Annotated in this window: 29 protein-coding genes and 1 tRNA gene; 17 read left to right on the forward strand and 13 right to left on the reverse strand. The window is 48.7% G+C overall.

What is annotated here, in order from left to right; all coding sequences use genetic code 11:
• Nucleotides 1-394: 394 nt before the first annotated feature.
• Nucleotides 395-745 carry a helix-turn-helix domain-containing protein gene (locus HCN83_RS18860; RefSeq protein WP_168006804.1) on the reverse strand — a complete coding sequence of 117 codons (351 nt, stop codon included), beginning with the start codon at nt 743-745 and terminating at the stop codon, nt 395-397.
• A gap of 64 nt (nt 746-809) precedes the next feature.
• Nucleotides 810-1,334 (reverse strand): acyl-CoA thioesterase, encoded by a 525-nt coding sequence (locus HCN83_RS09840; protein WP_168006806.1) that lies wholly within the window; start codon nt 1,332-1,334, stop codon nt 810-812.
• A gap of 66 nt (nt 1,335-1,400) precedes the next feature.
• Between HCN83_RS09840 and HCN83_RS09845 the strand changes: the two genes are divergently transcribed.
• From HCN83_RS09845 to HCN83_RS09875, 7 genes are read left to right on the forward strand one after another with little or no spacing between them, the layout of a single operon-like run.
• Entirely contained in the window at nt 1,401-1,724 is a 324-nt protein-coding gene (locus HCN83_RS09845; protein WP_168006808.1) for a CHY zinc finger protein, read from the forward strand.
• 14 nt (nt 1,725-1,738) lie between these two features.
• On the forward strand, nt 1,739-2,941 hold the full coding sequence (locus tag HCN83_RS09850; protein ID WP_168006810.1) for an ABC transporter substrate-binding protein: 1,203 nt from the start codon (nt 1,739-1,741) through the stop codon (nt 2,939-2,941).
• The gene (locus tag HCN83_RS09855; protein WP_246238183.1) at nt 2,925-3,776 is read left to right on the forward strand and encodes an ABC transporter permease; all 852 of its coding nucleotides are present in this window, start codon (nt 2,925-2,927) and stop codon (nt 3,774-3,776) included. The genes HCN83_RS09850 and HCN83_RS09855 overlap by 17 nt, the downstream gene beginning before the upstream one ends.
• Nucleotides 3,773-4,564 carry an ABC transporter permease gene (locus HCN83_RS09860; RefSeq protein ID WP_168006814.1) on the forward strand — a complete coding sequence of 264 codons (792 nt, stop codon included), beginning with the start codon at nt 3,773-3,775 and terminating at the stop codon, nt 4,562-4,564. Before HCN83_RS09855 ends, HCN83_RS09860 begins: the two co-directional genes overlap by 4 nt.
• 11 nt (nt 4,565-4,575) lie before the next feature.
• Nucleotides 4,576-5,511, forward strand: a complete 936-nt coding sequence (locus tag HCN83_RS09865; RefSeq protein WP_168006816.1) for an ABC transporter ATP-binding protein — start codon at nt 4,576-4,578, stop codon at nt 5,509-5,511.
• Nucleotides 5,508-6,104 (forward strand): CDP-alcohol phosphatidyltransferase family protein, encoded by a 597-nt coding sequence (locus tag HCN83_RS09870; RefSeq protein WP_168006818.1) that lies wholly within the window; start codon nt 5,508-5,510, stop codon nt 6,102-6,104. Before HCN83_RS09865 ends, HCN83_RS09870 begins: the two co-directional genes overlap by 4 nt.
• Nucleotides 6,101-6,697, forward strand: coding sequence for an FMN-dependent NADH-azoreductase (locus tag HCN83_RS09875; RefSeq protein ID WP_168006820.1), 597 nt, complete (start codon nt 6,101-6,103; stop codon nt 6,695-6,697). The genes HCN83_RS09870 and HCN83_RS09875 overlap by 4 nt, the downstream gene beginning before the upstream one ends.
• Before the next feature lie 295 nt (nt 6,698-6,992).
• On the opposite strand, the gene HCN83_RS09880 is transcribed toward HCN83_RS09875, so the two are convergent.
• Genes HCN83_RS09880 through HCN83_RS09895 form a run of 4 tightly spaced genes read right to left on the reverse strand, consistent with a single transcriptional unit; the run spans nt 6,993 to nt 10,891 of the window.
• Complete coding sequence (locus HCN83_RS09880) at nt 6,993-8,012, reverse strand: ABC transporter ATP-binding protein (protein ID WP_168006822.1); 1,020 nt, start codon at nt 8,010-8,012, stop codon at nt 6,993-6,995.
• The gene (locus HCN83_RS09885) at nt 7,972-9,015 is read right to left on the reverse strand and encodes an ABC transporter ATP-binding protein (RefSeq protein WP_168006824.1); all 1,044 of its coding nucleotides are present in this window, start codon (nt 9,013-9,015) and stop codon (nt 7,972-7,974) included. The genes HCN83_RS09880 and HCN83_RS09885 overlap by 41 nt, the downstream gene beginning before the upstream one ends.
• Before the next feature lie 33 nt (nt 9,016-9,048).
• Entirely contained in the window at nt 9,049-9,969 is a 921-nt protein-coding gene (gene nikB, locus HCN83_RS09890; RefSeq protein WP_168006826.1) for a nickel ABC transporter permease, read from the reverse strand.
• Nucleotides 9,970-9,994: 25 nt separating this feature from the next.
• Nucleotides 9,995-10,891 (reverse strand): ABC transporter permease, encoded by an 897-nt coding sequence (locus HCN83_RS09895; RefSeq protein ID WP_168006828.1) that lies wholly within the window; start codon nt 10,889-10,891, stop codon nt 9,995-9,997.
• 413 nt (nt 10,892-11,304) lie between these two features.
• On the opposite strand from HCN83_RS09895, the gene HCN83_RS09900 reads away from it, so the two are divergent.
• Entirely contained in the window at nt 11,305-12,999 is a 1,695-nt protein-coding gene (locus HCN83_RS09900; protein ID WP_168006830.1) for a glutathione ABC transporter substrate-binding protein, read from the forward strand.
• Between the two features lie 162 nt (nt 13,000-13,161).
• Nucleotides 13,162-14,523 carry an aspartate kinase gene (locus HCN83_RS09905; RefSeq protein ID WP_168006945.1) on the forward strand — a complete coding sequence of 454 codons (1,362 nt, stop codon included), beginning with the start codon at nt 13,162-13,164 and terminating at the stop codon, nt 14,521-14,523.
• A gap of 62 nt (nt 14,524-14,585) precedes the next feature.
• On the opposite strand, the gene HCN83_RS09910 is transcribed toward HCN83_RS09905, so the two are convergent.
• Nucleotides 14,586-16,040, reverse strand: coding sequence for an alpha-amylase (locus HCN83_RS09910; RefSeq protein ID WP_168006947.1), 1,455 nt, complete (start codon nt 16,038-16,040; stop codon nt 14,586-14,588).
• 138 nt (nt 16,041-16,178) lie between these two features.
• Complete coding sequence (gene metA / locus HCN83_RS09915) at nt 16,179-17,093, reverse strand: homoserine O-acetyltransferase MetA (protein ID WP_168006832.1); 915 nt, start codon at nt 17,091-17,093, stop codon at nt 16,179-16,181.
• Between the two features lie 203 nt (nt 17,094-17,296).
• Between metA and HCN83_RS09920 the strand changes: the two genes are divergently transcribed.
• Nucleotides 17,297-18,076 carry a Cof-type HAD-IIB family hydrolase gene (locus HCN83_RS09920; protein WP_168006834.1) on the forward strand — a complete coding sequence of 260 codons (780 nt, stop codon included), beginning with the start codon at nt 17,297-17,299 and terminating at the stop codon, nt 18,074-18,076.
• A gap of 78 nt (nt 18,077-18,154) precedes the next feature.
• Nucleotides 18,155-18,231, forward strand: a tRNA-Arg gene (locus tag HCN83_RS09925).
• Between the two features lie 116 nt (nt 18,232-18,347).
• Here the strand turns inward: HCN83_RS09925 and HCN83_RS09930 are convergent.
• From HCN83_RS09930 to HCN83_RS09950, 5 genes are all read right to left on the reverse strand, one after another.
• A complete protein-coding gene (locus HCN83_RS09930) occupies nt 18,348-19,523 on the reverse strand; it encodes a tyrosine-type recombinase/integrase (RefSeq protein WP_168006836.1) in 1,176 nt (391 codons plus the stop codon).
• Nucleotides 19,524-19,592: 69 nt separating this feature from the next.
• Entirely contained in the window at nt 19,593-19,760 is a 168-nt protein-coding gene (locus HCN83_RS09935) for a hypothetical protein (protein ID WP_168006838.1), read from the reverse strand.
• A gap of 14 nt (nt 19,761-19,774) precedes the next feature.
• Nucleotides 19,775-20,539 (reverse strand): ImmA/IrrE family metallo-endopeptidase, encoded by a 765-nt coding sequence (locus HCN83_RS09940; RefSeq protein ID WP_168006840.1) that lies wholly within the window; start codon nt 20,537-20,539, stop codon nt 19,775-19,777.
• Nucleotides 20,540-20,608: 69 nt separating this feature from the next.
• Nucleotides 20,609-21,346 (reverse strand): DUF4352 domain-containing protein, encoded by a 738-nt coding sequence (locus HCN83_RS09945; RefSeq protein ID WP_168006842.1) that lies wholly within the window; start codon nt 21,344-21,346, stop codon nt 20,609-20,611.
• Nucleotides 21,347-21,427: 81 nt separating this feature from the next.
• Entirely contained in the window at nt 21,428-21,763 is a 336-nt protein-coding gene (locus HCN83_RS09950; protein ID WP_168006844.1) for a helix-turn-helix domain-containing protein, read from the reverse strand.
• A gap of 166 nt (nt 21,764-21,929) precedes the next feature.
• On the opposite strand from HCN83_RS09950, the gene HCN83_RS09955 reads away from it, so the two are divergent.
• The 6 genes from HCN83_RS09955 (at nt 21,930) to HCN83_RS09980 (ending at nt 26,006) form a co-directional block, all read left to right on the forward strand.
• Nucleotides 21,930-22,175 (forward strand): helix-turn-helix domain-containing protein, encoded by a 246-nt coding sequence (locus tag HCN83_RS09955; RefSeq protein ID WP_168006846.1) that lies wholly within the window; start codon nt 21,930-21,932, stop codon nt 22,173-22,175.
• Entirely contained in the window at nt 22,176-22,892 is a 717-nt protein-coding gene (locus tag HCN83_RS09960) for an antA/AntB antirepressor family protein (protein WP_168006848.1), read from the forward strand.
• A 42-nt stretch (nt 22,893-22,934) separates the two neighbouring features.
• Complete coding sequence (locus HCN83_RS09965) at nt 22,935-23,147, forward strand: helix-turn-helix domain-containing protein (RefSeq protein WP_168006850.1); 213 nt, start codon at nt 22,935-22,937, stop codon at nt 23,145-23,147.
• Between the two features lie 70 nt (nt 23,148-23,217).
• Nucleotides 23,218-23,517, forward strand: coding sequence for a helix-turn-helix domain-containing protein (locus HCN83_RS09970; RefSeq protein ID WP_168006852.1), 300 nt, complete (start codon nt 23,218-23,220; stop codon nt 23,515-23,517).
• 232 nt (nt 23,518-23,749) lie between these two features.
• The gene (locus HCN83_RS09975) at nt 23,750-23,917 is read left to right on the forward strand and encodes a hypothetical protein (protein WP_168006854.1); all 168 of its coding nucleotides are present in this window, start codon (nt 23,750-23,752) and stop codon (nt 23,915-23,917) included.
• A 76-nt stretch (nt 23,918-23,993) separates the two neighbouring features.
• Nucleotides 23,994-26,006, forward strand: a complete 2,013-nt coding sequence (locus HCN83_RS09980; RefSeq protein ID WP_168006856.1) for a hypothetical protein — start codon at nt 23,994-23,996, stop codon at nt 26,004-26,006.
• Nucleotide 26,007 lies beyond the last annotated feature (1 nt).

Raw genomic sequence — 26,007 nt, forward strand, 5'->3', positions numbered from 1 at the left:
AGTGAAAAACGGGAACGACCGATAAGGTGTGTTCCCGTTTTAGCTGTTTAAATACGGTCACGTTTTCCGTCTCCTGCCGGTCAAGGTGTTCCGTCAACCTCGGGACATTTTAAGGTGTCATTAACAGTATGCATTCATCACGATTATTGTCATCATTATCTTATTCTTTATTGTCAACTTCCTGCTGCCAATGATGGGCGGCGGTGGTGGTGAAGGCGAAGACAACGGTATTAACGTGAACATTGATGTGAATGATGACCTGGATCCGAACGGAGAATAACCAGCTAAAGCAAAAAGGTACCGCAGATCGCAAATCGATCTGCGGTACCTTTTTTCGTCGGGCAGCTGAAGAGTGGAAAGTTAACGCCGGAACGCTCATGCCACAGAAAACTGTTCAAAAGCACGTTAAGAAATGGGAAGCAGCAGCAAGGTAAACAAAGCAGCTGCCCCGCTTGAAAAAAAGCCGCTTCTCATTTTTGACGAAGCCTTCTTTGATGAGGTCGTTCAGAACGGCAGCGGCAGTCTCACGTTTCGAGCCAATCATGGCGGCGAGGTCGCGGTGTATCAGCTCAATCGGGATCACCTGCCAGTCGCCGCGTTTTTTACCATGGCGCATGGCCAGATGGTACAGCTGGCAGAGCAGGCGGTATTTCACGGACCCGAGGGCAGTGCTCTCTCCGAACCGGCAGCTCTTCAAATAAATCAATGCTCGAGAGAAGGCGTAATTTGTCCATACCCCGCTCATTTGTAAGGGGAATTACGTTTGTACAATCCTTATTCATGCTATCATAATACTGTATACAATACGATTATTCGGGCTGGTCATCCCACGGCTTCAGGTCGGTTAAAATGTCAGCGAGCTTGCGGCTTTGTTCCCGGCTTTCTTTACGCACGGAGATGCGCTTTGGAGCTGTTTCAAACAAATACGTCTCCTCCTCTGTTTCCGGAACGACCGGGGGCACGGGAGCCGTTTTCCCTTTATCGTCGAGAGCGACGAATGTCAGGAAACTGGTGGCGGCCAGACGGCGATCCCCTGTAAGCAGATCCTCCGCGATGACTTTCACAAACACCTCCATCGAGCTTCTGCCCGTGGAGGACACGTGCGATTCAAGGCAGACGGAATCGGTCTGGCGGATCGGATGAAGGAAATCGACGGAGTCGGTGGATGCCGTAACGCATTCGGTACGGCAGTGCCGCGCAGCCGAAATCGACGCCACATCATCAATATCGCGCATCAGCTTGCCGCCAAAAAGCGTATCGTGGTTATTTGTATCCTGCGGGAAAACGCGTCCCGTTTTAATGACCTTGGAGGCCCTGCATGTCTTTGCTTTCATGACTAATCACTCCTGCTAATAGGTATGCCTGATTATATCACGTCCGTACATAAGGAGAGAGAAAATATGAACAGACAGACGGTTCGAGGAGCTATTGATGACGAAACACGCTGCGGACATTATCACGGTCCGACCGATATCATCGCGTTAAAGTGCTTTTGCTGCCGCGAGTATTTTCCGTGCCACGCCTGTCACGAGGAGCAGACGGGCACACCCTTCACCCCGTGGCCAAAAGGGTATGAGCAGGAAAAGGCTGTGCTTTGCGGAAGCTGCAAGCAGGAGCTGACAATTAGCGAATATCAGAACAGCGGAAGCCGCTGTCCAGCGTGCGGGGCAGGCTTCAATCCAGGATGCCGCCTGCACGCTCACCTTTATTTTTCAGAAGCATAGGAGGAACGTATTCGATGAAATCATGGACTGGTTTAGCTGCACTGCTGCTTCTCACCGTCTGCAGTGCGGGAGAAGAGGCGGCAGACGCAGATGATCTTGCGGAGCAGGACTGGGAGGAGATCACGGCCGCAGCCGATGGGGCTGAGATCGGCATCTATATGTGGGGTGGAGATGAAGGCCTGAATGCGTACATCGATGAGGTCGTCGCTCCCGCGTTGGAAGAATCATACGATATCACGCTGACACGCTATCCGATGGAGGCACCGGAGTTTTTATCGCGGCTCCGGACCGAGCGGGAAGCCGGCAGCATGGACGGGACGGCAGATATTCTCTGGATCAACGGGGAAAACTTCCGTATCGCGAAAGAGAACGAGCTGCTATACGGATCGTTTGCGGACCTGCTGCCGAACATGGACGCCTACGTAAATGAAGACGCGCCGTACGTGGAAACGGATATGGGGATTCCGGTTGAGGGCATGCAGGTGCCCTGGGGGAATGTCCAGTACGCCTTTCAGTTCCGCGGTGACGCAGAGCCTCCTGAGACGATGGAGGAGCTCTTCAGCTGGGCAGAGGAGAATCCGGGTGCCTTCACCTATCCAAATGTCTCAAATGACACCGGAGCCGGTTTTGTGCGGCACGTGATGCATCATGTTGCTGATGACCCGGAAATTCTGGAAACGTTTGATGAAGAATGGCTGGAGGAAAACGGTGAGGACGTCTGGCGTATCCTGCGTGAGCTGCAGCCGCACTTATGGAGAGAGGGCCGGACGTATCCGGAAACGCTGGAGCAGCAGGATCAGCTGTTCAGCAGCGGAGAAGTGGACGTGACGCTTGGCTTCAATGAGTACCGGGCGGAAAGCTTGGTCGATCAGGGAACGTTTCCGGAAGATACACAAACTGTCGGATTGGAATCCGGATCAATCGCCAGCACCCACTATTTGAGTATGCCGTTTAATACAACAGAGCCGGAAGCGGCCCTGACGGCAATCAATTATTTCCTGTCGCCGGAGGCACAGACAGCGAAGCTCGATCCGGAGCGTTGGGGAGAAGGACATATCCTTGATCTGGACGCCCTGTCTGAGGAAGAAAATGATGCGATAGAATCATTGTCCGGTGAAGAGATCGTGCCGCAGGAAACGATTTTGCCGGAGCTGGATGCACGGTACGTCGACTGGATTCAGGAGAATTGGGAGCAGGAAGTTGTCCAGCAGCGTTAAAAGCTGGCTGCTCGCGCTCCCGGTGCTTCTGTTTATGGCTGTATTTGCGGCACAGGGGCTCTACCGGGCGTGGCTCGAGAGCGTGCAGGTCGATGGAGCAGGTTTGTTCAGCGCCTATACCGAGCTGCTGACGGGCCGGACCTTCTGGGCTTCCTTTGGCATCAGTGTATACGTGTCCTTCATCTCTGCTGTGCTTTCGGTCGTCATCGGGCTTTGGCTCGTACGTTTGCTGCATCGGTATTTTTTACGCGATGACTGGAAGCTTGCAGTCTGGTTTCCAATGCTGATTCCTCATTTTGCCGCCGCTTATTTAACAGTGCTGTTTTTCTCACCAGGCGGCTGGTTTGCTTCTGTCTCCGCCTCGGCAGGCTTGGATGGCTTTCCGATTCTTGTCAACGATCCGCTGTATATCGGGGTGATCTTGACGTATTTGTGGAAAGAAATTCCTTTTGTCGTGCTAATGCTGCTGCCGGTGTATCAGGAGCTCGACTGGCGGATGGAGGAGGCGGCCAGGAGCCTTGGGGCCGGTGCCTGGACACGCTTTAAAACCGTCGAACTACCCTGGAGCGGACCGGTGCTGCTGGAGGTGTGGCTGATTTTATTCGTCTTCATGCTCGGGGCATACGAAATCCCGGTGCTGCTCGGCGTGACGTATCCGTCGATGCTGCCGGTGCTGGCGTTTGAATGGTTTTATCAGGCCGGCTGGAGCCAGCGGCCGCTCGCCCAGGCGATGATGGTCGTCCTGACAGCCATTTCAGCCTTCACTGCCTTCCTGCTGCTATATATTATCCAGCGGTCCAGACGTCGCTGGCTACGGGGAGGGATGCGCGCATGAACAAGTTTTGGAAAGTCCTGCTCGCGTCCCTGCTTATCCTTGTTTTTGTCGCGCCAGTCTTGTTTTTATTCATACGAAGTGTCTCCTTTGGCTGGCGTTTTCCCGATGTGCTGCCGGATGCGTTTTCGCTGAGAGGGTGGCAGGCAGTCTGGTCCGACCCGCAGCTGATTCGTGCGCTTTGGACGACGATTGGCATCGGCACGGCGGTCGTTGTTCTCAATTACCTGCTGGCGCTTCCTGCTGCATATGCGCTCAGCCATCATGAGCCCCGCGGAAAAGCGGTGATCGAGACGGTGATTATGCTGCCGATTTTTGTGCCGGTGCTTGCCGTTGCCATGGGACTCCATCTGTTTATGATCCGGATCGGGGCTGCAGACAGCTGGATTGGCGTCGTCCTGATCCACATGCTGCCGACGCTCCCGTATGCCGTGCGGATTTTAAAATCGGGGTTTGACCGGCTGCAGACAGACTGGATGTGGCAGGGGCGGACTCTTGGTATGGGGCCCGTAAGAACCTTTTTCGGTCTCATGCTGCCGATGATGCTTCCGAGTCTGCGCAGCTGCGGTATACTCGTATTTGTTATTTCCCTGAGCCAGTATGTTTTGACGGCGATCATTGGCGGAGGACGGGTTACGACGCTGCCGATCTTATACTTCCCGTTTTTCAGCAGTGCAGACGAAGCGGTGACCGCATCCTTTACGATGCTGTTCGCGCTCTTGCCGATCGTCTTTCTCGTTTTGCTGGAAACGGCGCTTTACACGTATCATAAATGGAGCAGAACGGTTTAAGGAGGTGCGGCATGCTGGAGATTAAAAAAGCAGAAAAGCAGTTTGGAGAACGAACCGTGTTCAGCGGGGTATCGTTTTCAGCAGAAGCTGGGGAAACAGCCTGTATCGTCGGACCTTCCGGCTGCGGTAAAACAACTTTGCTGCGAGCAGTCGCAGGACTCGTCCCTCTCAGTGACGGCACCGTGCTCCTTGATGGAGAAGATATTACGAGCTGGAAAGCCGAACAGCGTCCTGTCGTCTTATTGTTTCAGGAGGCGCTGCTGTTCCCGCAGTTGACGGTGCTGGAGAACATCGCCTACGGATTGAAGTACGGGAGACGGAAGCTTGGCCGCCGAGCCAGACTTGCCGAGAGTCGCGCCATGCTTCAGAAAATCGAGATGGAGCAGTGGGAGAACGCCTATCCGGTCGAGCTTTCCGGTGGTCAAAAGCAGCGTGTTGCCCTGGCCCGGGCCCTCGTGTTAAAACCAAAGCTGCTGCTGCTGGACGAACCCTTTTCCAGTTTGGACGCCTCGCTCCGCCAGTCGCTCAGAACGTGGGTGCGCAGCTTTCTGCGCGAAGAAGAAGTCACGTCTCTTTTTGTCACCCACGACAAAGAAGAAGCAGTGATGATGAGCGACAGACTGATCGTCATGAAAGATGGGGCCGTCCAGCAGCAGGGAACCCCGGAAACGGTCTATCACCAGCCGGAAAATCGGGCTGCTGCCGACGTCATCGGGGACGGACTTTACGACGAACGTTTTATACCGGCTTCCTCGCTTACAATCGGAGCAGCAGATGGATACAGCGGGATCATTGAGCATCCGCAGTTCATGCACGGCTACCGCTTTTACCGTGTCAACGTGCCATCGCTGAAGCAGACGGTCGTCGTCCTTAGTGATACGCTGTATGAAGAAGGGGAAGCGGTGAAGCTTTCCGTAACGGAAGAGAAGGAGAATGGTGCGCTGTGATTGATACGAAAGCAAGATACATCGTGCAGCCGGTGATTGAAAAAACAGCAGGCGTTGCGCTGCGGACAGGTCTATCGGCCAATCAAATGACGGTGCTCGGCTTTCTCACAGGTGCAGCGGCAGCCGGAGCGGTCTTTGCCGGCTGGTATGTCACCGGTTTTCTGCTGCTCTGGTTTTCAGGTTTTCTGGATGCTGTAGACGGCACCATGGCCCGGAAAACAACGAGCACAAAATTTGGAACGGTGCTCGACGTCAGCTTTGACCGGCTCGTCGAGGCAGGCATTATTCTTGCCCTCGCATTCCGCTATCCGGATCTGATGTGGGCGATGCTGCTGCTGATGGCATCCATCTTATATACGGTCACCATCTTTCTCACCGTTGGCGCCGTTGCTGATAAGAAAACAGAGAAATCCTTTTACTATCAGCCTGCCCTTGCAGAACGGACAGAAGGCTTTATTTTGCTGTCGCTGATGATTTTGTTTACTGAATACCTGCTGTTTTTCACGCTGTTATTTCTCGCTGTCGAGTTGATCACCGCCTTTCAGCGACTGTATATGGCGAAAAAACTGCTGCAAGAGGAGGAAGAAGCATGAGTCTGCTGTACATCACCGCGAATCCTAAAAAAACATCCGAATCATACGGTCTGCGCCTTGGAGAAGCGTTTCTTGCAGCGTATCAGAAAGCGCACCCGGAGGCTTACGTAGAGAGGCTTGATTTATTCGCGGACACGCCGCCTCCGCTGACTGGCGACAAGCTGGATGCTTGGGAACGAAAGACAACCCGCCCGGTGACGAGCCCCTGGGTCGATCAGTTTCTCCGCTTTGATCAAATCGTCTTCGTCACGCCCCTCTGGAATATGGGGCTGCCGTCTCCAGTCAAAGCATACATCGATCAGCTGATATTACCCGACAAAACGTTCCGTTTCGGGGAACGCGGCATGGAAGGCCTGCTCGGTCACGTCAGGGTGCTGCACCTGCAGTCGCGCGGCGGGGTCTATTCGCACGGCAAGCTGCAGGCGTTTGAGCACGGAGACTCCTATTTGCGAACCATTTTCGGACTTACCGGAGTGAAGCAGTACGACCACGTTTTTGTGGAAGGAACGAGTACGTATCCTGACGAAGCAGAGACGCGGCTGAAGGAAGCAGTTAAAGAGGCAGAAGAACTTGCCCGAACCTTTCACGGATAACGCGTGAAATGAATAAACAGGCGAATGTATCATTAGGTTTTCCTGCAAGCTGTATTTTCGGAAAAGCTGTACCAGCCGACACAATTGGAACTCTGCCTCAAGCAGCTGCTATGCCATTTGAAAGCTGCTCAACGGCTTGCAATCATCACCTTACTCAGCTTAGATCGTTAGAACGAAGTGATACAAGGACCATGAAACGCAACTCAAAGCCGGTGTACGTTGACAATTCACTGGTCACAGCATGAAAAAACCCCTCTGGCCAATAATTTGCCAGAGGGGTTTTTCAGTAGTTCTATTAATAATTCGGCTGCATCTCGCCGGATTCGATCTCCTCGATGTAGTGGCAGGCGGCGCGGTGGCCGTCTTTCATCAGATCATCGTTTGTGCGGAGCTCGGGATCATCAGTCTTACACTTGTCTGTCGCAAACGGGCAGCGCGTATGGAAACGGCAGCCTTCAGGCGGATCGATTGGAGAAGGAACGTCCCCCTTCAGAATGATCTGCTCTTTACGCTTCGTCGGATCCGGAACCGGAATCGCGGACAGGAGCGTTCTTGTATACGGGTGCTTCGGGTTGTCGAACAGCGATTTCTTATCTGCAATCTCCACAATTTTCCCGAGGTACATAACGAGTACGCGGTCGGAAATGTGACGGACGACACCGAGGTCGTGCGAAATAAAGAGATACGTCAGGTCGAGGTCACGCTGCAGCTTCTTCAGCAGGTTCAATACCTGTGCCTGAATCGATACGTCGAGTGCCGATACTGACTCATCACAGATGATCATTTTCGGGTCTACGGAAAGCGCACGGGCGATCCCGATACGCTGACGCTGACCGCCGCTGAATTCGTGCGGGAAGCGGTCAATCTGGTGTTCGCCAAGCCCGACCGTCTTCATCAGTTCTTTAATCCGCTCTTCGCGGTCTTTTTTCGGAGCAACGTTTTGAATCTCCATTGCCTCATTCAGAATCTGGCGCACCGTCTGTCGAGGGTTAATGGATGCGTATGGGTCCTGGAAAATAATCTGCAGGTCTTTTCGCATGTCGCGCATTTCCTTCTTGCTGAGAGAGACGAGATCCTTTCCGTTGAATTCAACGGTACCGGACGTCGGGTTATCCAATCGCAGAATCGCGCGTCCTGTCGTTGACTTGCCGCAGCCTGATTCACCTACGATGCTGAGCGTTTCACCGGCGTTCACTTCAAAGCTGATGTCATCGACTGCTTTTACGTCGTTTACTTTGCGGCCAAAGATGCCGCCTTTGATTGGGAAATACTGCTTAAGATTTTGTACTTTCAGGATCTGCTGTGGAGTAGTCATCTCGTACGTTCACCTCCGGTCCGTCCCACTGGTCTGTATGAATCCAGCAGCGTACTTGATTTCCGTCGTCTAACTCTTCCAGATCCGGCAGACGCTCTACGCACATTTCTCGTGCAAACGGGCAGCGGGGCGCAAAACGGCAGCCGTCCGGAAGCTCATCTGGACGCGGGACCATGCCGCGGATCACTTCGAGTTCGTCCTGGTCAATATCGTGACGTGGCAGGGACTTCAGCAGGCCAACCGTATATGGATGCTTCGGCTTGGAGAAAAGAGTTTCCACGTCTGCGTATTCAATGATTTTACCTGCATACATAACGGCAACGTAGTCGCACGTTTCCGCCACGACGCCGAGGTCGTGCGTGATGAGCATCATCGACATGCCGAGGTCTTTCTGCAAGTTGTTGATCAGACGCAAAATCTGAGCCTGAATCGTCACGTCGAGAGCCGTCGTCGGCTCATCGGCAATCAGCAGCTCTGGATCACACGCGAGGGCAATCGCGATCATCGCGCGCTGGCGCATACCGCCGGAGAGCTCGTGCGGGTAAGCTTTCACCCGGGCCTTCGGAGAAGGAATACCAACGAGTTCCAGCATATCAACTGCTTTATTCAGAGCTTCCTTTTTGGACATGCCACGGTGAATCTGATAAGCTTCCGCAATTTGGTCGCCGACGGTGTAGACCGGGTTCAGAGACGTCATTGGCTCCTGAAAGATCATCGAGATTTTATTCCCGCGGATCTGGCGCATTTCTGCTTCACTTTTCTCAAGCAGGTCCTCGCCGTGGAAGTAAATATGGCCGCCCTTGATTTTACCCGGGTCTTCGATCAGACGCATGATAGAAAGGGACGTGATACTTTTTCCTGAACCGGACTCGCCCACGATTCCGAGCGTTTTTCCGGCTGGAACGTCAAAGTGTACACCGTCAACGGCCTTAATTTCCCCTTTATGGGTAAAGAAGGACGTCTGGAGGTCGTCCACTTTAATAATGGATGGTTTTTGTTCCAACGTGTTTCCCACCTTTCAATGTCGGAATATCGGTTAATCCAGCTCGATCCGCTTGTTGAGGAGTCGATAGGAAATATCTACAAGGAAGTTAACGAAAACAAACAACAGAGCAAGAATCAGTACAGCACCCTGAACGATCGGGAAATCACGCTGTGAAATAGCTTCCACGACGAGTCGTCCAAGACCGTTAATCGCAAATACGGTTTCTGTCAGAACAGCTCCGCCGAGAAGCGTACCGAACTGAAGACCAACGACCGTAACAACCGGGATCATCGCATTACGCAGCGCGTGCTTATACACGACATAGCGTTCTTTTACTCCTTTGGCGCGGGCTGTGCGGATGTAATCCTGATGAATAACTTCGAGCATACTGGAACGCATCATTCGGGCAATAATGGCTGCCCCGGCGGTTCCAAGAGTAATAACAGGCAGGATAGCGGCCTGCGGAGAGCCCCATCCGGAAACGGGCATCCAGTCAATGTTCAAGGCTAAGTACTGAATCAGCATAAGGCCGAGCCAGAAGTTCGGCATGGAGAGGCCGAATAAGGCAAAGACCATGATAAACATGTCAGAAAAAGAATTACGTCGCGTCGCCGAAACAACGCCGGCGATGATGCCGATAAACACGCTGACAATCGTACTGTAAAGGGCAAGTTCTACGGTAATCCAGAAACGGACGCCGATTTCGTCGCTAACAGCACGTCCGCTGCGGATCGAGTTGCCGAGATCGCCTTGTACAGCATTGCCGACAAACGTGCCGTACTGCACGTAAAGCGGATCATTCAGGCCGAGACGGTCACGCATTTGTTCAATCTGTGTTTCGCTCGCACGCTCCCCAGCCATAATCTGAGCCGGATCCCCCGGAATGAGGTGCATCATCAGAAAGACGATGATCGTCACCCCGAACATAACCGGAATGGTTTGAAGCAGGCGGCGTATCGTATATTTAATCAAAGTGTTTCACCTCGCTTGCGTTATTTTATGCTTTCAGCTTCGGATCCAGTGCGTCACGGACTCCGTCACCAAACAGGTTGAAGGCAAGAACGACCAGGACGATGGCAATACCAGGGAAGAGGGCGACATGCGGATGTTCCCACATATAGTTTCTTCCTGCAGACAGCATCGCTCCCCATTCCGGTGTAGGAGGCTGAGCTCCAAGACCGAGGAAGGAAAGCCCGCTTGCTGTCAGAACAGCTGTTGCGATAAACAATGTTGCCTGAACGATGATCGGCGACATAATGTTCGGCAGAATGTGCCGGAAAATGATCCGGAAATCTGACGCGCCGAGTGCACGCACCGCATCCACATATTCCAGCTGGCGGACAGCAAGCGTGGAACCTCGTACGATTCGGGCGAAAACAGGTACGGCGAAAATGGAAATCGCAATGATCACGTTGTTGATACTCGGTCCGAGAACAGCAACGATACCAAGTGCAAGCAGGATACCAGGGAACGCAAGGAGAACGTCCATCGTACGCATAATGATCGCGTCAATTGCTTTTCCGTAGTAGCCGGACACGATCCCGAGTGCGACCCCGAACACCATTCCGATTGCTACAGAAAGGAATCCTATGTAAAGTGTAATCGACATTCCATGAATAATACGGGTAAAGATGTCACGTCCGTGATGGTCCGTGCCAAACCAGTGCTCAGAAGAAGGGCCCTGAAGCCGTGCCTGTACGTTCGGCATGTTCGGATCCAGACTCGTCAGCATCGGTCCGACAAAGGCCGTAATAATGAAGAAAACGATCAAAATACCGCCGGCCATCGCCAAATAGTTCTGACGAAGCTTACGCCAGGCCGTTTTGAAGTTTTCCAAATATGGATTGATCCGCTTCGGATCTTTTGGGGCATGTCTGACAGTTGTCTCAGCCATAACGAAACCTCTCTTTCACAAAATATATTTGATTCTGACAAATGTAACCACTTAATTGCCATTTTACTCCTATAATAATAGGAAACTGAATAAACGATACGAAAAAATTATATCATTAACACACTTTTACACAAGGGATATTCTTAAAAAAGGCAGATATTTTTACAATATAGTTTTGTATGTAAATTAAATCTGGCATATGTTGTAAAAAAGCTTGTAAGAAAGGTTAACAAGCAAGTGATTTATTGCACAAAGCTTGTATTCCTTTAACGCGGTGATGAAGTTATATTGCAGTAATAATTGCTCAATATATTATTTTCAGAAAAAAAGAACTTGTTTTTTTATGAACCGTATTGTAAATTAAAGTGGAGCAAGAATGTAAAAATATGAGATACCATTAAGGGGGAACGATCATGCTAAAAAGCAAGACGCTGAAAGCAGCGCTCATCACGACTGCTGCTGCCATGACATTCGCGGCGTGTGCCAGCGAGCCGGACAATAACGGCGGCGGGGACAACAACGCTGCACCGGACAACGGGGCAGAAGAGAACAATGAAGAAGCAGCCGACAACGCCGACAACAATGACGGCGAAGAAGCAGCTGACGGAGAAGGCGAAGCGACGGATGAGGATCTCGATCCGAACAACCTCGTTATCGCACAGATTTCCGACATCGTTGCACTTGATCCTCAAGGATCCAACGACGTACCTTCCAGTAACGTGCAGCACAACCTCTACGAAACACTTGTAGCACAGTCTGAAGAGGGCGAAATCGAGCCGCTTCTTGCTGAAGAGTGGGAAGATGTAGAAGAAGACGTATGGCAGTTCACGCTCCGTGAAGGCGTGACGTTCCACGACGGTTCTGACTTTACAGCGGATGACGTTGTCGCTACTTTCGAGCGGATCCAGGACCCGGATGTTGCATCCGAGCGTGCGTTCCTCTTTGAAATGGTTGAAGAAGTCGTCGCAGTAGATGACTATACAGTAGAATTCCACACAGAGTTTCCTTTCGCTCCGCTGCCGGCACACCTGGCGCACACTGGCGGAAGCATCATCAGTGAGGAAGCAATTGAAGCAGACTACGATCAGGCAGCAGACGGCGGACAGCCTGGCGACTACCTGAACGAAAATCCATCCGGAACTGGTTTCTTCCAGTTTGAAGAGTGGAGCCCGGGCTCTGAAGTCGTACTGAGCCGCAACGACGATTATTGGGGTGATCCTGCAGGCGTTGACCAGGTAACGTTCAAGGTAACTCCTGAGCCGCAGACGCAGATTGGTGAGCTTGAAACTGGTGCAGCAAGCATCATCTATCCTGTACGTCCTGATGACCGTAACCGTGTAGACGGAACAGACGGTATCAGCGTATACGAGCAGGAAAGCTTAAGCCTTGCATACATCGGCTTCAACATGCAGCAGGACCCGCTTGATGACCAGCAGGTGCGTCAGGCACTGACAATGGCGATCAACAAGGACGACATCATTGAAGGTGCAACTGGAGGGACTGCAAACCCTGCCGTTGGTCCGATCAACGATCTCGTATTCGGTTTCTCTGATGAAGTAGAAGAGCTTGGCTACGATCCAGAACGTGCGCAGGAGCTGCTTGAAGAAGCTGGCTACGGCGACGGTATGGACATCACGCTCTGGACGAACGACAGCGAAGAGCGTATCCAGATTGCAGAACTCGTTCAGGCACAGCTCTCCGTGATCGGCGTTAACGCGGAGATCGAAGTACTTGAGTGGGGCGCGTACCTCGACAGCACAGCTGAAGGGGAGCATGACATGTTCATCCTCGGTTGGGTAACAGTAACAGCGGATGCCGACTACGGTATGTACGCACTGTTCCATTCCAGCCAGCAGGGTGCAGCAGGTAACCGTTCCTTCATGGACAACGAAGAGCTTGACCAGCTGCTTGACGATGCACGTACAGAAACAGATGAAGCTACTCGTGAAGACCTTTACGAGCAGGCGATGGAAATTCTCGTAGAAGAAGCTCCAATGCTTTATCTGTATCACTCTGACTACCTCGTCGGTCTTCGTGACGAAGTACAAGGCTTCTGGAAGCATCCAAACGGCCTTTACCAGCTACACGAAGTAACAATCGAAGAATAGAACATTTCTATCCCCGGAGCCAGCCTCCGGGGATTTTCTTATTCGTACTGAAAAGCCTGCTTACCTGTTGAAGCGGGAGTACGGATTTAGTATACTTACGTTATGTCTTTTCAAAGAGGACATTTGTGTATTTAAAAGAAACAAAAAGGGGACAGGCATATGGTGAAGGTAGCAAAATTCGGCGGCAGCTCGCTGGCTGACGCCGGACAGTTTGAAAAAGCAGCGGCCATTATCCGGGCGGACAGCGAACGCAGGCTGATCGTCGTTTCCGCACCCGGAAAACGGCATGCAGAAGACATCAAGACAACCGATCTGCTTGTCACCCTGGCAGCTGACGTACTGGAGAATGGTCCTGTTGAGGAAAGCCTTCAGGCGGTAAAAGAGCGCTATGAATCGATCGTCCGCGGACTGGGCCTGTCGGGAAATCCGGCAGCCGAAACAGAACAGCAGCTGCGGAAGCTGATTGACGAATACAAAACCGATCCGCCACGGCTCATGGATGCGCTCATGGCAAGTGGTGAAAATGAAAACGCAAAGGTCATGGCTGCTTATTTGCAGTCGTTGGGAGAAACGGCCCGGTATTTATCGCCGGAGGAAGCCGGCATGGTTGTGACAGACGAACCGGCAAACGCCCGCATTCTGCCGGAAGCGTACGCTCGTCTGAAGAAACTGCGCGAAGAGGAAGGCATTCTTGTGATTCCTGGATTTTTTGGAGTGTCTAAAGCGGGGCATATCGTTACGTTTCCGCGAGGCGGCTCGGATATCAGCGGCTCTATCGTCGCTGCAGGTGTCGAAGCATCCCTATACGAAAACTTTACAGATGTTGATTCCGTTTACTCGGTCAACCCGTCGCTCGTCGAGAACCCGAAAGAAATGAAGCAGCTGACGTACCGGGAAATGCGGGAGCTTGCGTATGCCGGATTTTCGGTGTTCCACGATGAAGCGCTGCTGCCGGTTGTAGCAAAGAAAGTGCCGATCGCCATCAAAAATACGAATCATCCGGACGCGCCGGGAACACGGATCACTGCTGAGCGGGAACGGGAAGGTCTGCCGGTGATCGGCATTGCAAGCGACAGCGGGTTTGTGACGATCAACCTGACGAAATATTTGATGAACCGGGAAGTCGGCTTTGGCCGGAATTTGCTGAACATTTTAGCTGAAGAAGGCATTTCCTTTGAGCATACGCCTTCCGGAATCGATAATATGTCGATCATCGTGCGTGAGGAGTATTTAAACGAAACAGCTGAAGCGCGCATCCTCGAGCGGATCCGGCAGGAGCTTAACGTGGAAGAAGTACACGTAGAGCGGAACCTGGCCATGGTCATGGTCGTCGGAGAAGGCATGGCAAGCACGGTCGGTGTCGCATCCAAGGCGACGACGGCCCTCTCAGAAGCGGGCGTGAACATTAAGATGATCAACCAAGGATCCTCTGAGGTGAGCATGATGTTCGGCGTAAACGCGCAAGATGCTGATTTGGCCGTCAAAAGCCTCTATAAGGCATGCTTTGAAAAAGAACCGGTATAACGTGAAAAAAAGGCGCCGCTGTCAGAAAGCGGCGCCCTTTCTATGAATGAAGCAGCACGGTGTTAACCTTTTTTTACATATACAGAAACACTCCCGCCGTCTACAGGAAAGTCTGCATTGCCTTCGTCATCAATTTCAATATCGTCTTCTACGCTGCCGGTCAGATCATGCCATATTTCACCGGCGCGGTGTTCGCCGACGTGCATCGTTTTCGACCCCGGCTCTCCGTTCGTCATAATGACCGCACAGCCGGAGTCGGGATGGTCCTCTGATCCGAGCCGGACCCAGCCGATGGTGCTGTGATGATCGAAATAGTCGACCTGCTCGCCGTAGCTGTACTGGTTGCGTGCGTGCAGGAGCGGATCCAGCATCTCCTTTTTACCGTCGATCGGTTCATCGCCGTCAATCCCGTAGTAATCGCCGTAAAAGACGCACGGATAGCCGTCTTCGCGCAGTAAAATAAGAGCATAGGCCATTGGCTTAAACCAGTCATCAACCCAGGATTCGAGCGATTCGCCCGGCTGGGAGTCATGGTTGTCGACGAACGTCACGACGTTCGCTTCATGCTTTTCCACGAGCGATCCTTCAAAAATGGTCCGCAGATCAAAGTCTTCGCCTTTTTCTGAAGCCTCGTGAAACCGGTAGTGCAGACCAACATCAAATAAGTCGATGCTGTAGTCGACGTACTCGAGAAACTCTTCCTTTGCTTCTGCATCCGGATTCCAAAATTCCCCTACAAAGTAAAAGTCGCCGCCCTGTTCCTCGCGCACCTGCCAGATGAAATCAGAGATAAAGTTGTGATTAATATGTTTGATCGCGTCGAGGCGGAATCCGTCGACGCCTGTTTCGGCTGCGAACCACTTTGCCCAGTTCAGCGTTTCTTCGACGACTTCCGGATGATTGTAGTCAATGTTTGCAAACATCAGATAATCATAGTTGCCGAACTCATCATCGACGTGATCGTTCCACTCTTTTCCATCGCCAAGAATCCGGAAGACAGCATCCTTTTCTTCCGCCTGATCGTAGTCGGTTCCATTGAAGTGATAGTAGTGCCATACGAAGTCAGAGTGTTCGCCGTCCCGTCCGGGAAACGTGAACTTGGTCCATCCTTCGATGTCATACGCATCGCTGATGACATCGGTCCGGTTGTCCGGATCAACTTCCACGACCTCAAACGTTTCCGTTTCATCTGCGCCGGCTTTATGATTCATTACCACGTCGGCGTAGACCATCACGTCGTGATCGTGACAGACCTGAATCGCTTCCAGCAGTTCTTCCTTCGTGCCGTATTTGGTTCGCACTGTTCCTTTTTGATCAAATTCACCGAGGTCATATAGGTCGTAAACGCCGTAGCCGTTGTCGTCCTGAGAGATCGCTTTTGTCACAGGCGGAATCCAGACGGCATTAATGCCAACGCACTGAAGCTCTTCCACATGCTCCTGCAGACGCTGCCAGTGTTTCCCGTCGTTCGGTACGTGCCATTCGAAAAATTGCATCATCGTGTAGTTGGATGGTATCTGTCCCATAAAATTCCTCCTGTAAGTGATGTGGATATGCTCTTATACCCGTTACAGGCAGAATGAAACAGGACCTTCGATTACCGAAACAACCCCGTATACAAAAAAACGCCCCGGCATACGGCCAGAGCGAGACGATCAATTCCATTCGAACGGTGTCTGCTGGTAAACGTAATAGTTCAGCCAGTTGGAAAACAATAAGTGTGCGTGCGAGCGCCAGCGGTTCATCGGCGCTTCGGACGGGTCATTGTTTGGGAAATAATGAGCAGGAATCTGCACGCTCAGTCCTCGGTCGAGATCACGCTCATACTCCTCTTTCAGCGTTACCGTGTCGTATTCGAGATGGCCGGTCGCCATCACGTGACGCCCGTCCTTCGACATCAGCAGGAAGGGACCGGCTTCCTTTGACGAGGCAAGCAGAAGCAGATCATCATGCTCGAGCGTCGAATCGACGGCAATGTTCGTGTAGCGTGAGTGCGGGGCGATGAATTCATCATCAAAGCCGCGCAGCAGCTCAATCTGCTTCACGGCCGGATCAATCCGGTGCCGGAAAATGCCGGAACACTTTTGTTCGAGCGGCACCTTCTGAATACCGTACAGATGATAGAGAGCCGCCTGCGCTCCCCAGCAGATATGCAGGCTCGACGTCACGTTGTGCTCCGCCCAGTCCATGATCTCCGTGATTTCTTTCCAGTAAATCACGTCTTCAAAGGAAAGATGCTCAATCGGCGCACCGGTAATGATCATGCCGTCAAATTTATGCTCGCGGATGCTGTCAAAGTCTTTATAAAACTCCTCCAGGTGCGAGTGACTGACGTTTTTCGGCTGATAGGTCACCGTACGCAAAAACGTAATGTTTACCTGAAGCGGCGAGTTTCCGAGCAGCCTGAGCAGGTGGGCTTCTGTTTTTTCTTTTTCCGGCATGAGGTTCAAAATCACGATGTTAAGCGGACGGATGTCCTGCATCGTTGCACGCTCATCCTCCATGACGAAAATATTTTCGCCTTCCAGTACATCTTTGGCCGGAAGGTTCTTCGGGACATTAATCGGCACTGCGGTTCCACCCTCTCCTGCTGACGCAAAAATCTGATAACTTCTATTATAACAACTGGCAGGAAATCTACAATGATTTTATCCGGAAGCCGCGCACATGTAAACGCTTAACTGCACGAAATTGGCTGTAAACCGCTGTACGACGCAGTTTAGTTGGCTTATAATGGACGGAGCATTTATATTCAGAGAGGGGACAGAAGACGATGGCCGATCGAAAACTGCTTTTTTTTGACATAGACGGAACACTTGTAGACGAGGAGAAAAAACTGCCTGATTCAACGGTGAAAGCGATTCAGGAGCTGCAGGACGCCGGACACTATACAGCGATCGCGACGGGGCGGGCACCATTTATGTTCAGCCGGCTGCGCGAGAAGCTTTCTATCAGCTCTTTCGTCAGCTTTAACGGCTCATACGTGGAATTTGAAGGCGAAACGATTCACGAAAATCCGCTGAAATACGAAGAGTTGAAGCGGCTGACTACGATGGCAGGAACGAATGATCATCCGCTCGTATACCTGGACCACCGCGATATGAAAGCGAATGTCCCGCACCATCCGCACATTGAAGAAAGCATCGGATCGCTTAAGTTTGACCATCCCGAATTTGATGATACGTACTTAAACACGCGTCCGATCTATCAGACGCTGCTGTTCTGCACCGATGGAGAAGAGAAGCCGTACGAACAGGAATTCAGCGACTTTGATTTTATCCGCTGGCATGAAGTCTCCACGGACATCATCCCGTCCGGCGGATCCAAAGCGATCGGCATCGAAGCGATGATGAAGCGCCTCGGCGCTACGCGCGACGACGTCTACGTGTTCGGGGACGGGCCAAACGATATTGAAATGCTCTCCTTTACAAAAAACAGCGTAGCCATGGGCAACTCTGTACCGGCAGCTCTGAAGGCAGCCTCTCACGTAACAGGCCACGTAGGTGAAGACGGACTTGCAGACGCCCTGCGCCAATTTGGACTAATCAAGTAGCGCCGGGTGGAAGAAGACGGATGATTACGCTATAATGAACAGTGCCGTCTCCCATTTCGGGCAGACGGCACATTCTGTGACCCTGTAGCTCAGCAGGATAGAGCAGCCGCCTCCTAAGCGGCAGGTCGGAGGTTCGAATCCTCTCAGGGTCGCCATACATAGAAATGCTGAAACCCTTGATGCATAAGGGTTTTATTTATTTTTTACGTTGGAATATATGTTCGTAGAAGGTGATTAATAGCGGTGTTTGGGAGCGGATTGGGAGCGGATTTTACTTATCCACATATTTATCCTCAAAAAAGTGGTTAAACTGATCGGCAGCTGCACGATCGACTTCTACTATTTTGTGACCGTAGATATTCATGGTTGTACCAATGTTGCTGTGACGTGCTCGATCACTAATCGATTTCATTGGCACATTCTTTTCGATTAAATACGTGATTGATATGTGTCGCAGATCGTGAAAGCGAACTTTCTCAATTCCTTTTCGTTTGATGAAACGAGACCACCATTGGCTAATGCTATCTGGCCTGATCGGACGCCCGGTTAAGTCGCTGAAAAGAAAGATCGTTTCTGGATACTCCCAACGATTCCGCATCATCATTTTGTGCTTTCTCTTTTCTCGTAAAAGCCTTTCAATCATGTTCATGAGTTCTAACGGGATTGCAGCAACCCCCTCTAGGTGATTTTTAATGCCCTTAACCTGCACGCCTTTTCCTTTCACTTCTGTTAATGACTGCTCAAATCGAATAGCTCCTTCTTCTTTTAATAAATGTCTTTCTTCAAGTGCTGCAATCTCTCCCTCACGAGCAGATGTCACAAATGCGATCCAGAATAACACCTGTTTCTCTAACGGCTCCGTTTTAATTCCTTCTATTAATTGACGAATCGTTTCAGGTGAATAATTAACATTCGTTCTAGCTCGCTTCGAAGGAGGTGGCTTAACTGCAGATACAGGATTTTCTTTTATCAGGCCCCATTCTTCTGCACATCGCATAATACTAGTGAAAGCCTTATGAACATTCCGAATGCTGCTGATGGATAAAGATCCATCTTTACCGTCCATCCTTACTCCCGGTTTTTTCATTTCTTCCATTAAGTTCACTACATGGATAGGTTTAATATCTGTTAGCTTCATATTTCCGTATTTAGGTAAGATACGTTTATTTAAATGCATTACGGCATCCCGCAGAGAATCAGGAGCATACTTCTCTTTAGCATATTTCTCTAACCATTCAGGATAAAAGCTTTTCAATGTAATATTCTCAGGACGAATATAATTTCCTCCTAAGACCTCTGCTTCAAATACAGAAAGAGCTTTCTTTGCTTCGGTCGCATTTCTCACATTCACAGTTTTACGTTCCATTATTTTTTTGCCATCGTCGGTATAACCAATAATGACATTCATTCGGTATTTGTTTTTACCACGTTTCTCAATATAAGCCATTCAATATCACCTCACTATTAAGTATGCGATATAAGCATATATCTCCTTTCGATGTTCGAATAACGAACGTTATAGTTCTTCGCCTTCCTCCAGATCCACCATGCGATAACCTTCCAGTAATCCAAACAATTCATTGTCTCGAAGTTCTATTCTGTCATAAAAAGGTACCATCATTTTCGTAGCACTAAGGTGCAGACTTTTTGTTGAATTAACGTGTACCCAATGCTTTTCAGTCATAAATAAGTCCCCTCTCAATATTCACCGAATGATGAGTAAATGATTTCATAGTCATCTTTAGTAAATGTATTTAGAAACGATCGAAACTCAATCTCCAGCTCATATGGATTAACGGTAAGATCAGGTTTAATCTCTAGCGATAAAATATATTGATATGCTTGATACTCAGCATGAGTAATATAGAATTCCTGGCCGTACACATCGATTAAGTGATAACCTTCTGGGTTTCGATCAACCTGTATCTGAGTGATTGGTGTAATAACCGGCTCATCGAGTGATTCAACATTAGATTGGGCTTTAAATGTTTCATAGTCTCGTTCCATCAGCTCATGTTCAAAACACCTTTGCTCCCACATATCCCATCGTTTACGTGCAAACGGGACCGTGACACCAAATTCTTTAGCTAATTTGCGTATTGTTGCGTCTTTTGTTTCTGCTAATTCAAAATCTGAGAGTAAATGAGTGGGAATACAAAGGTGATACATAAAATTATTTGCTTGGGCTTCTTGTAACTGTCTGAATTGATCGGCCATAACGCGTTGATTGCTGCCGTGTCGTAACACATGACCTAGTTCGTGAGCAAAGTTCTCCCATTGTTGCGCGTCATTTGATCTTAAATCTAATAACAATGTAGTGTAACCATCATAATGAACGATAGCGGGGTCACCAGCGTGATAAGTAATATTGATATTAAAATGAATACTTAATCCTCTAATAGAGATATCATCAACCTCAGTATATATACGCTTCACAAATGTCTCTAAGTCAGTCAAGTACACATAATCAACTCCAATTAAGAACGTATGTTCGATTTTGATTTGAAAAGAAAAGCCCCGGAGGGCTAGTCTTTATTCATTAATTCTAACAAGTCCAGTTTCAGCAAAAATTAATCCTTGTTGAAGTTGGATGAGTAGCTCTGGATCCTCGGCTATCTCTGGGTTCACATCAAAAACAACATTTGCATCGATAGAGGAACCTGGGTTAATAGACTCTAAAAACAGGCCATTTCCATCTTCATTAGCGTAGATAGATGCAGTAGAATCAGCGTCATATGTGTTCTCACCCAATAATAATTGCAAATCAGAGGAGTTTAAAGTCACTGAATCATTTCCCACATTCTCAGAGGATACGTTAACTACAATAAAGATATCGTTAGTAGACTCAGATAAGAATTCATCTCCAACTTCTTGAGTAGTTTCGACACTATTAATTACATATTCTACATCGCCTACTTGAATAGCTTCGCCAATAGATACAGTATCTTGAGCTTCGCCATCTTCATCTAATGCTTCCTCTTCATTATTACCATTGTTTTCTTCATTATTTGATGAATTATTATTGCTCTCATCTTCTTCGTTGTTTGCAGAGTTCTCTTCTTCATTAGCTTCATCATTATTATCTGCGTCATTATTGTTCGTATTTTCCTCAGCATCAGCTACAGAATTATTATTACCATCATCACCGTCCGCGATTTCTTCATCATCCCCGCCTGTAACGGCTACCATTACTACCAAAACTACGGCTACAATAAACCACCATCGCTTGTAGAACGGCTTTTTCACCTTACCTTCTCCTTCTTTTGCCATACCTGACAACCCCTTTTTAAGAATAAAAATTATCTTACTCCTACAATATGGCAGAATAAGGCGAAAAAAGAAAGGCTTATTTCATTCTTTATTCCTTTTTTTCAATATCTCTTCAATAGCTTTTAGCATTGTCTCAGCATCTATATTACCGTCTCGACCTGCAATAAGAGCATTAGGATCATCTAAAATTTCTTTTGCTTTCTCTCGATAGTCCGGTTTTTCTTCACCTTTTAGTAAATAATCAGTAGAAACATCTAATAGTCTTGAGATTGTTAAAATCTCATCTGCTCTAGCAGGACGCTCTCCTTTTTCAATCCTGTTCAAAACACTAACATTTATATTTGCTCTGCTTGCTAGCTCTCGCTGCGACCACGACTTCCTTTCTCTTAACCGGACGATGCGATCCCCTAAACTCATAATGTTTTGTCTCCTTAATTTCATGTTTAGCAATTTAATTCTACCACCTTTCTATTATGGAAACAAAACAATTTCTAAAAAAGCAATATTAGGGGTTGCAATTTCTATAATAGCAATGTACACTGAGGTTACAAAGTTGCTAAAACAGCAATTGGAGGTGAGGAAGTTGGAACGAGTTAACTTGAAACTTATTAAGCAACGCCGCGAAAAAATGAATATATCAATGCAAGAGATGGCCGAGCGCATCGGTAAGAAGAACGCCTCTACTTGGCTCAAGTATGAGAATGGAGTTTATGCTTTAGATGCTAATCATATTCCGATCATAGCAGATGCTTTGAAAATTTCTAAAGAAGACCTGTATTTTTTTGAAGAAAACATTGCTAAAACAGAAATGAAAGAAGGGGTGATTTAAATGTCAGAGCTTATCAAAACATTTTCTGATGAGGCTAATGAAGAAATTCTTGTTAGCGGCAGAGAGCTACATGAATTTCTAGGTGTTAATAGCCGCTATACAACTTGGTTTCAAAGAATGACTGACTACGGTTTCGATGAAGGGTCGGACTTTATCACAATTCTGGGAGAAAGTATTGGAGGCCGACCTTCTACCGACCATCACTTAAAACTCGACATGGCTAAAGAAATATCCATGCTGCAGAGAAATGAGAGAGGCAAGCAAGCGCGACAACATTTTATTGAGATCGAGAAGCGTTGGAACAATCCTGAAATGGTAATCAAGCGGGCTATGGATTATCAGCAACAGAAGATTGAAGCTCTGGAAGCTGAGAAACAACAAAATCTGCCTTATATCCGCTTTGGTCAGCAAGTATCAAACTCAGATGGAGCAATCAACATCGGCGCTTTTTCCAAGATGATCTATGACAAACATGGCGTGAATATTGGTCGTAACAGAATGTTCGCTTGGTTCCGTGAAAAAGGTTATTTCATGAAGAAAGGGCGCGAACGTAATGTTCCTAAGCAGACTTACGTTGAACAGGGGCTCTTTGTTATCTCGCCAACGGTAGTGAGCAGATCCCAAGGCGATGTGGAAAGCTTCACTACCCTTATCACTGGAAAAGGACAAGTTAAATTCACGAACATTCTGTTAGACGCTTTTGTTGAATCAAAATAATACAGACGCTGCTCAAACAGCGCCTGGAAAGGAGAGGAGCAAATGGAGCGAAAAACGTGGGATGTGGCTGAAACTGCGGCTTACCTGGGTGTTTGTAAGGAAACGCTATACACGATGTGCCGGGAGGGGCAAATACCTCACATGCGATTCAGGCGCCGCATTTTTTTCCACGAAGAGAGAATTATTGAGTGGATGAACAACCAGCCAACGATGTTAATGGGTGATTCGTTGGAAAAGGTTGAGCAACTACCTTAATCATATCGTAAGGCAGTGGTTCATATTGCCACTGTAGAGAACAGTTCTTGAGAAGAACAAATGAAGGGGGGTGAAACGATTGCAGTCGGATGAGTTGAGATTTGGTGATGTGATGAAGATAGCTCGAAAGCGAGCGGGGATGACTCAAGAAAAGATGGCGCAACTCATGCACCGCAGTAGAAGTTCCGTAGTCAAAATGGAAAACAATCAGCAAGTAATTGATGTAAATGATTTTAAGCGCTGGATGAATTTAACGAATGCGAAAGATATGGCTGTAATTGCAATCGCAGGTTTAGATCCGGCAATGGCCGGGGCAGTCATTGAAACAATTAATCGGATGATGGGAGCGATGGTGACATGGATTTTTTAAAAGATATGGGATGTATTGCAGCACTATTTGCGCCATCTGTATTCACCGTCATTTACCTAGTAACAGGAGGTTGAGGTATGACACGAAATGAGCCTGTACAAGAATGTGCGCAATGTCGTAGAGACATTAAGCCAGGTAGTTGGGCGATTGAATTTGAAAGTGATTATTTCTGTAACGAAGGCTGTTTGAGTGAACGAGTGTTAGATCTCACAGAATATGAGGAGGTACAAATATGAGTATTGATCAATTAGCGCAAGAATCACAGGACATCATTGAAGAAATGGTAAAGCTCGAAGATAAGCTTAGTGACTGCATTGAACGGTTTGCCAAAGTAAATGACCAGCTACAAGAGAAAGCAGATGAAGAAACAAAAAAAGAGACCGACCAGCTGGCGGGCTGATCAGTCCAAGGGGTTGTTGTTAGAACTTACTTTCATTATACGACAGCCCATCCTAAATCACAACGGAGGGATAACAATGAAACAAATCAAGCTGATGGAACTGCACTTACGAAATTTTAAAGGCATCAAGGATTTTAAGTTAATCGCTAATGGCGATAATGTCCGCGTATTTGGTGATAATGCGACAGGGAAAACGTCTCTGTTTGATGCAACGATGTGGCTGCTGTTTGATAAGGATTCGAATAACCGAAAGGATTTTCAATTGAAGACCGTGGATGCTGACGGAAATGAGCGTCACAAGCTTGAACATGAAGTGTCAGCCATCTTTCATGTGGATGATGAGGCTCTCTCATTGAAAAAAGTGTTTAAAGAGAAATGGACGAAAAAGCGTGGTTCATTAACGTCCAGTTTCGAAGGGCATACAACTGATTTTGAAATCGATGAAGTCCCGGTCAAGGCGAAGGATTTTAAGCAAAAGATCAGTGAGATTGTCGATGAAGATGTATTCAAGCTTGTCACAAATCAGGCTTATTTTAATGAGGCCCTGAAGCCTACTCAAAAGCGCGACATCTTAATGGAGATCACAGGCGGTGTATCACAGGAAGAGATTCTAGCTTCTGATAAAGAGCTTCAGGTGATTGCGGACGATATTCAAAAGCACGGACCGAGTGATTACATGGCGATTATTAAAAAGAAGCAGAAGCTCATTAACGATCAGATTAAGTCTCTACCAGTGCGCATTGATGAAATCTCTCGTTCGCTTCCAGACCTGGACGGAGTGGATCGAGAAGAGATTGAGCTTGAACTGCAGGCAATCGGTCAGGATATCGAAACGAAGGAAGAAGAGATTTCTCGACTAAAGAGCGGTGGTGAAGCGGCTGAGAAGCAGAAGCAACGTGTGGAGCTTCAGACCGAGCTACTCGAACTGAAATCACAGCATGAACAAACCGTGCAAGAAAGCACAAAATCCCTTCGAGCAGATTACTATCAGGCGCAGAGTAAGCGAGATCAGCTAGAGAATGATTTTCGGATGAAAAAGAACCAGTACGATAGCAAGGTTCAAGAAGCTGAGAGCATTCAAACGAAAATGGAGCGCCTGCGCAAACAGTGGGCAGAAGTGAATAATAGAGAGTTCACAGAAGAATTTACGCCTCATAACAAGGATACGTGTCCAACTTGTAATCAGTCCTTGCCAGCAGAAGAGGTAGCCGCTGCTCACGAAAAGGCACTGCAGGCTTTCGAACAGCGAAAAGCAGAGTTTAACCAGCGTAAATCGGAAGAGCTTGAACAGATTTCAGCGTCTGGTAAAGCAATGAAAGCGGAGCTTGAGGAAGTACAGGAGCAAATTGAGAAGCTGTATGCAGATTTAGGCGATCTCAACGACACCGTAGATAAGCTTGCTCACCAGGTTGATCACCTACAAGCAAAACTGAAAGAGGCAGAAAGTCAATCACCAAAAGTAGAGGATACAGAAGAGTATCAGCAGCTGCAAAGCCAAATCACGGAGCTTGAGAATCAGATCAGCGAGCTTAAAAAATCGGCTGCTGCAGCGATCAACAAAGCGAAGCAAGAACATCAGCAGCTTAAAGCTTCTTATCGTGCAGAAGAGGAAAAGCTATCTGGATTTAAGCAGCAGGAAAAGTCACTGGCGCGCATTAAGGAACTGGAACAGGAAGAAGAAAAGCTTGCGAGAGAGTATGAAGCTTGGGAGCAGAAGCTATTCCTGGTTGAAAAATATATTCGAGCGAAAGTGAACCTGCTTGAAAGTCGGATTAACGAGAAGTTTAAGATGGCTCGATTCAAGCTCTTTGAAACGCAGATCAATGAAGGCGTGAAAGAAATTTGCGAGACGCTTTATGAAGGTGTCCCTTACAGCAAAGGGCTAAACAACGCTGCTCGAATCAACGTAGGGCTAGACATCATCAGCACCCTTTCTGAGCACTATCAGTTTGCAGCACCGATCTTCGTCGATAACGCAGAAGCCGTAACCCGTTTGATTGACATCGACGCTCAAGTGATCAGCCTGATCGTCTCTGAGGGCGATTCAGAATTACGACTCGAAACAGCTAAACAGAAGGAGGCCGTTTAAT

Origin of the sequence: Alkalicoccus luteus, assembly GCF_012034335.1 — a bacterium.
Taxonomy (GTDB): Bacteria; Bacillota; Bacilli; order Bacillales; family Salisediminibacteriaceae; genus Alkalicoccus; species Alkalicoccus luteus_A.

Coding starts and splice junctions, on each gene's coding strand:
- HCN83_RS18860 (WP_168006804.1), bottom strand. CDS start 745: ATGAGCGGGGTATGGACAAATTACGCCTTCTCTCGAGCATTGATTTAT.
- HCN83_RS09840 (WP_168006806.1), bottom strand. CDS start 1,334: ATGAAAGCAAAGACATGCAGGGCCTCCAAGGTCATTAAAACGGGACGC.
- HCN83_RS09845 (WP_168006808.1), top strand. CDS start 1,401: ATGAACAGACAGACGGTTCGAGGAGCTATTGATGACGAAACACGCTGC.
- HCN83_RS09850 (WP_168006810.1), top strand. CDS start 1,739: ATGAAATCATGGACTGGTTTAGCTGCACTGCTGCTTCTCACCGTCTGC.
- HCN83_RS09860 (WP_168006814.1), top strand. CDS start 3,773: ATGAACAAGTTTTGGAAAGTCCTGCTCGCGTCCCTGCTTATCCTTGTT.
- HCN83_RS09865 (WP_168006816.1), top strand. CDS start 4,576: ATGCTGGAGATTAAAAAAGCAGAAAAGCAGTTTGGAGAACGAACCGTG.
- HCN83_RS09875 (WP_168006820.1), top strand. CDS start 6,101: ATGAGTCTGCTGTACATCACCGCGAATCCTAAAAAAACATCCGAATCA.
- HCN83_RS09880 (WP_168006822.1), bottom strand. CDS start 8,012: ATGACTACTCCACAGCAGATCCTGAAAGTACAAAATCTTAAGCAGTAT.
- HCN83_RS09895 (WP_168006828.1), bottom strand. CDS start 10,891: ATGGCTGAGACAACTGTCAGACATGCCCCAAAAGATCCGAAGCGGATC.
- HCN83_RS09900 (WP_168006830.1), top strand. CDS start 11,305: ATGCTAAAAAGCAAGACGCTGAAAGCAGCGCTCATCACGACTGCTGCT.
- HCN83_RS09920 (WP_168006834.1), top strand. CDS start 17,297: ATGGCCGATCGAAAACTGCTTTTTTTTGACATAGACGGAACACTTGTA.
- HCN83_RS09930 (WP_168006836.1), bottom strand. CDS start 19,523: ATGGCTTATATTGAGAAACGTGGTAAAAACAAATACCGAATGAATGTC.
- HCN83_RS09935 (WP_168006838.1), bottom strand. CDS start 19,760: ATGACTGAAAAGCATTGGGTACACGTTAATTCAACAAAAAGTCTGCAC.
- HCN83_RS09945 (WP_168006842.1), bottom strand. CDS start 21,346: ATGGCAAAAGAAGGAGAAGGTAAGGTGAAAAAGCCGTTCTACAAGCGA.
- HCN83_RS09950 (WP_168006844.1), bottom strand. CDS start 21,763: ATGAGTTTAGGGGATCGCATCGTCCGGTTAAGAGAAAGGAAGTCGTGG.
- HCN83_RS09960 (WP_168006848.1), top strand. CDS start 22,176: ATGTCAGAGCTTATCAAAACATTTTCTGATGAGGCTAATGAAGAAATT.
- HCN83_RS09965 (WP_168006850.1), top strand. CDS start 22,935: ATGGAGCGAAAAACGTGGGATGTGGCTGAAACTGCGGCTTACCTGGGT.
- HCN83_RS09975 (WP_168006854.1), top strand. CDS start 23,750: ATGAGTATTGATCAATTAGCGCAAGAATCACAGGACATCATTGAAGAA.
- HCN83_RS09980 (WP_168006856.1), top strand. CDS start 23,994: ATGAAACAAATCAAGCTGATGGAACTGCACTTACGAAATTTTAAAGGC.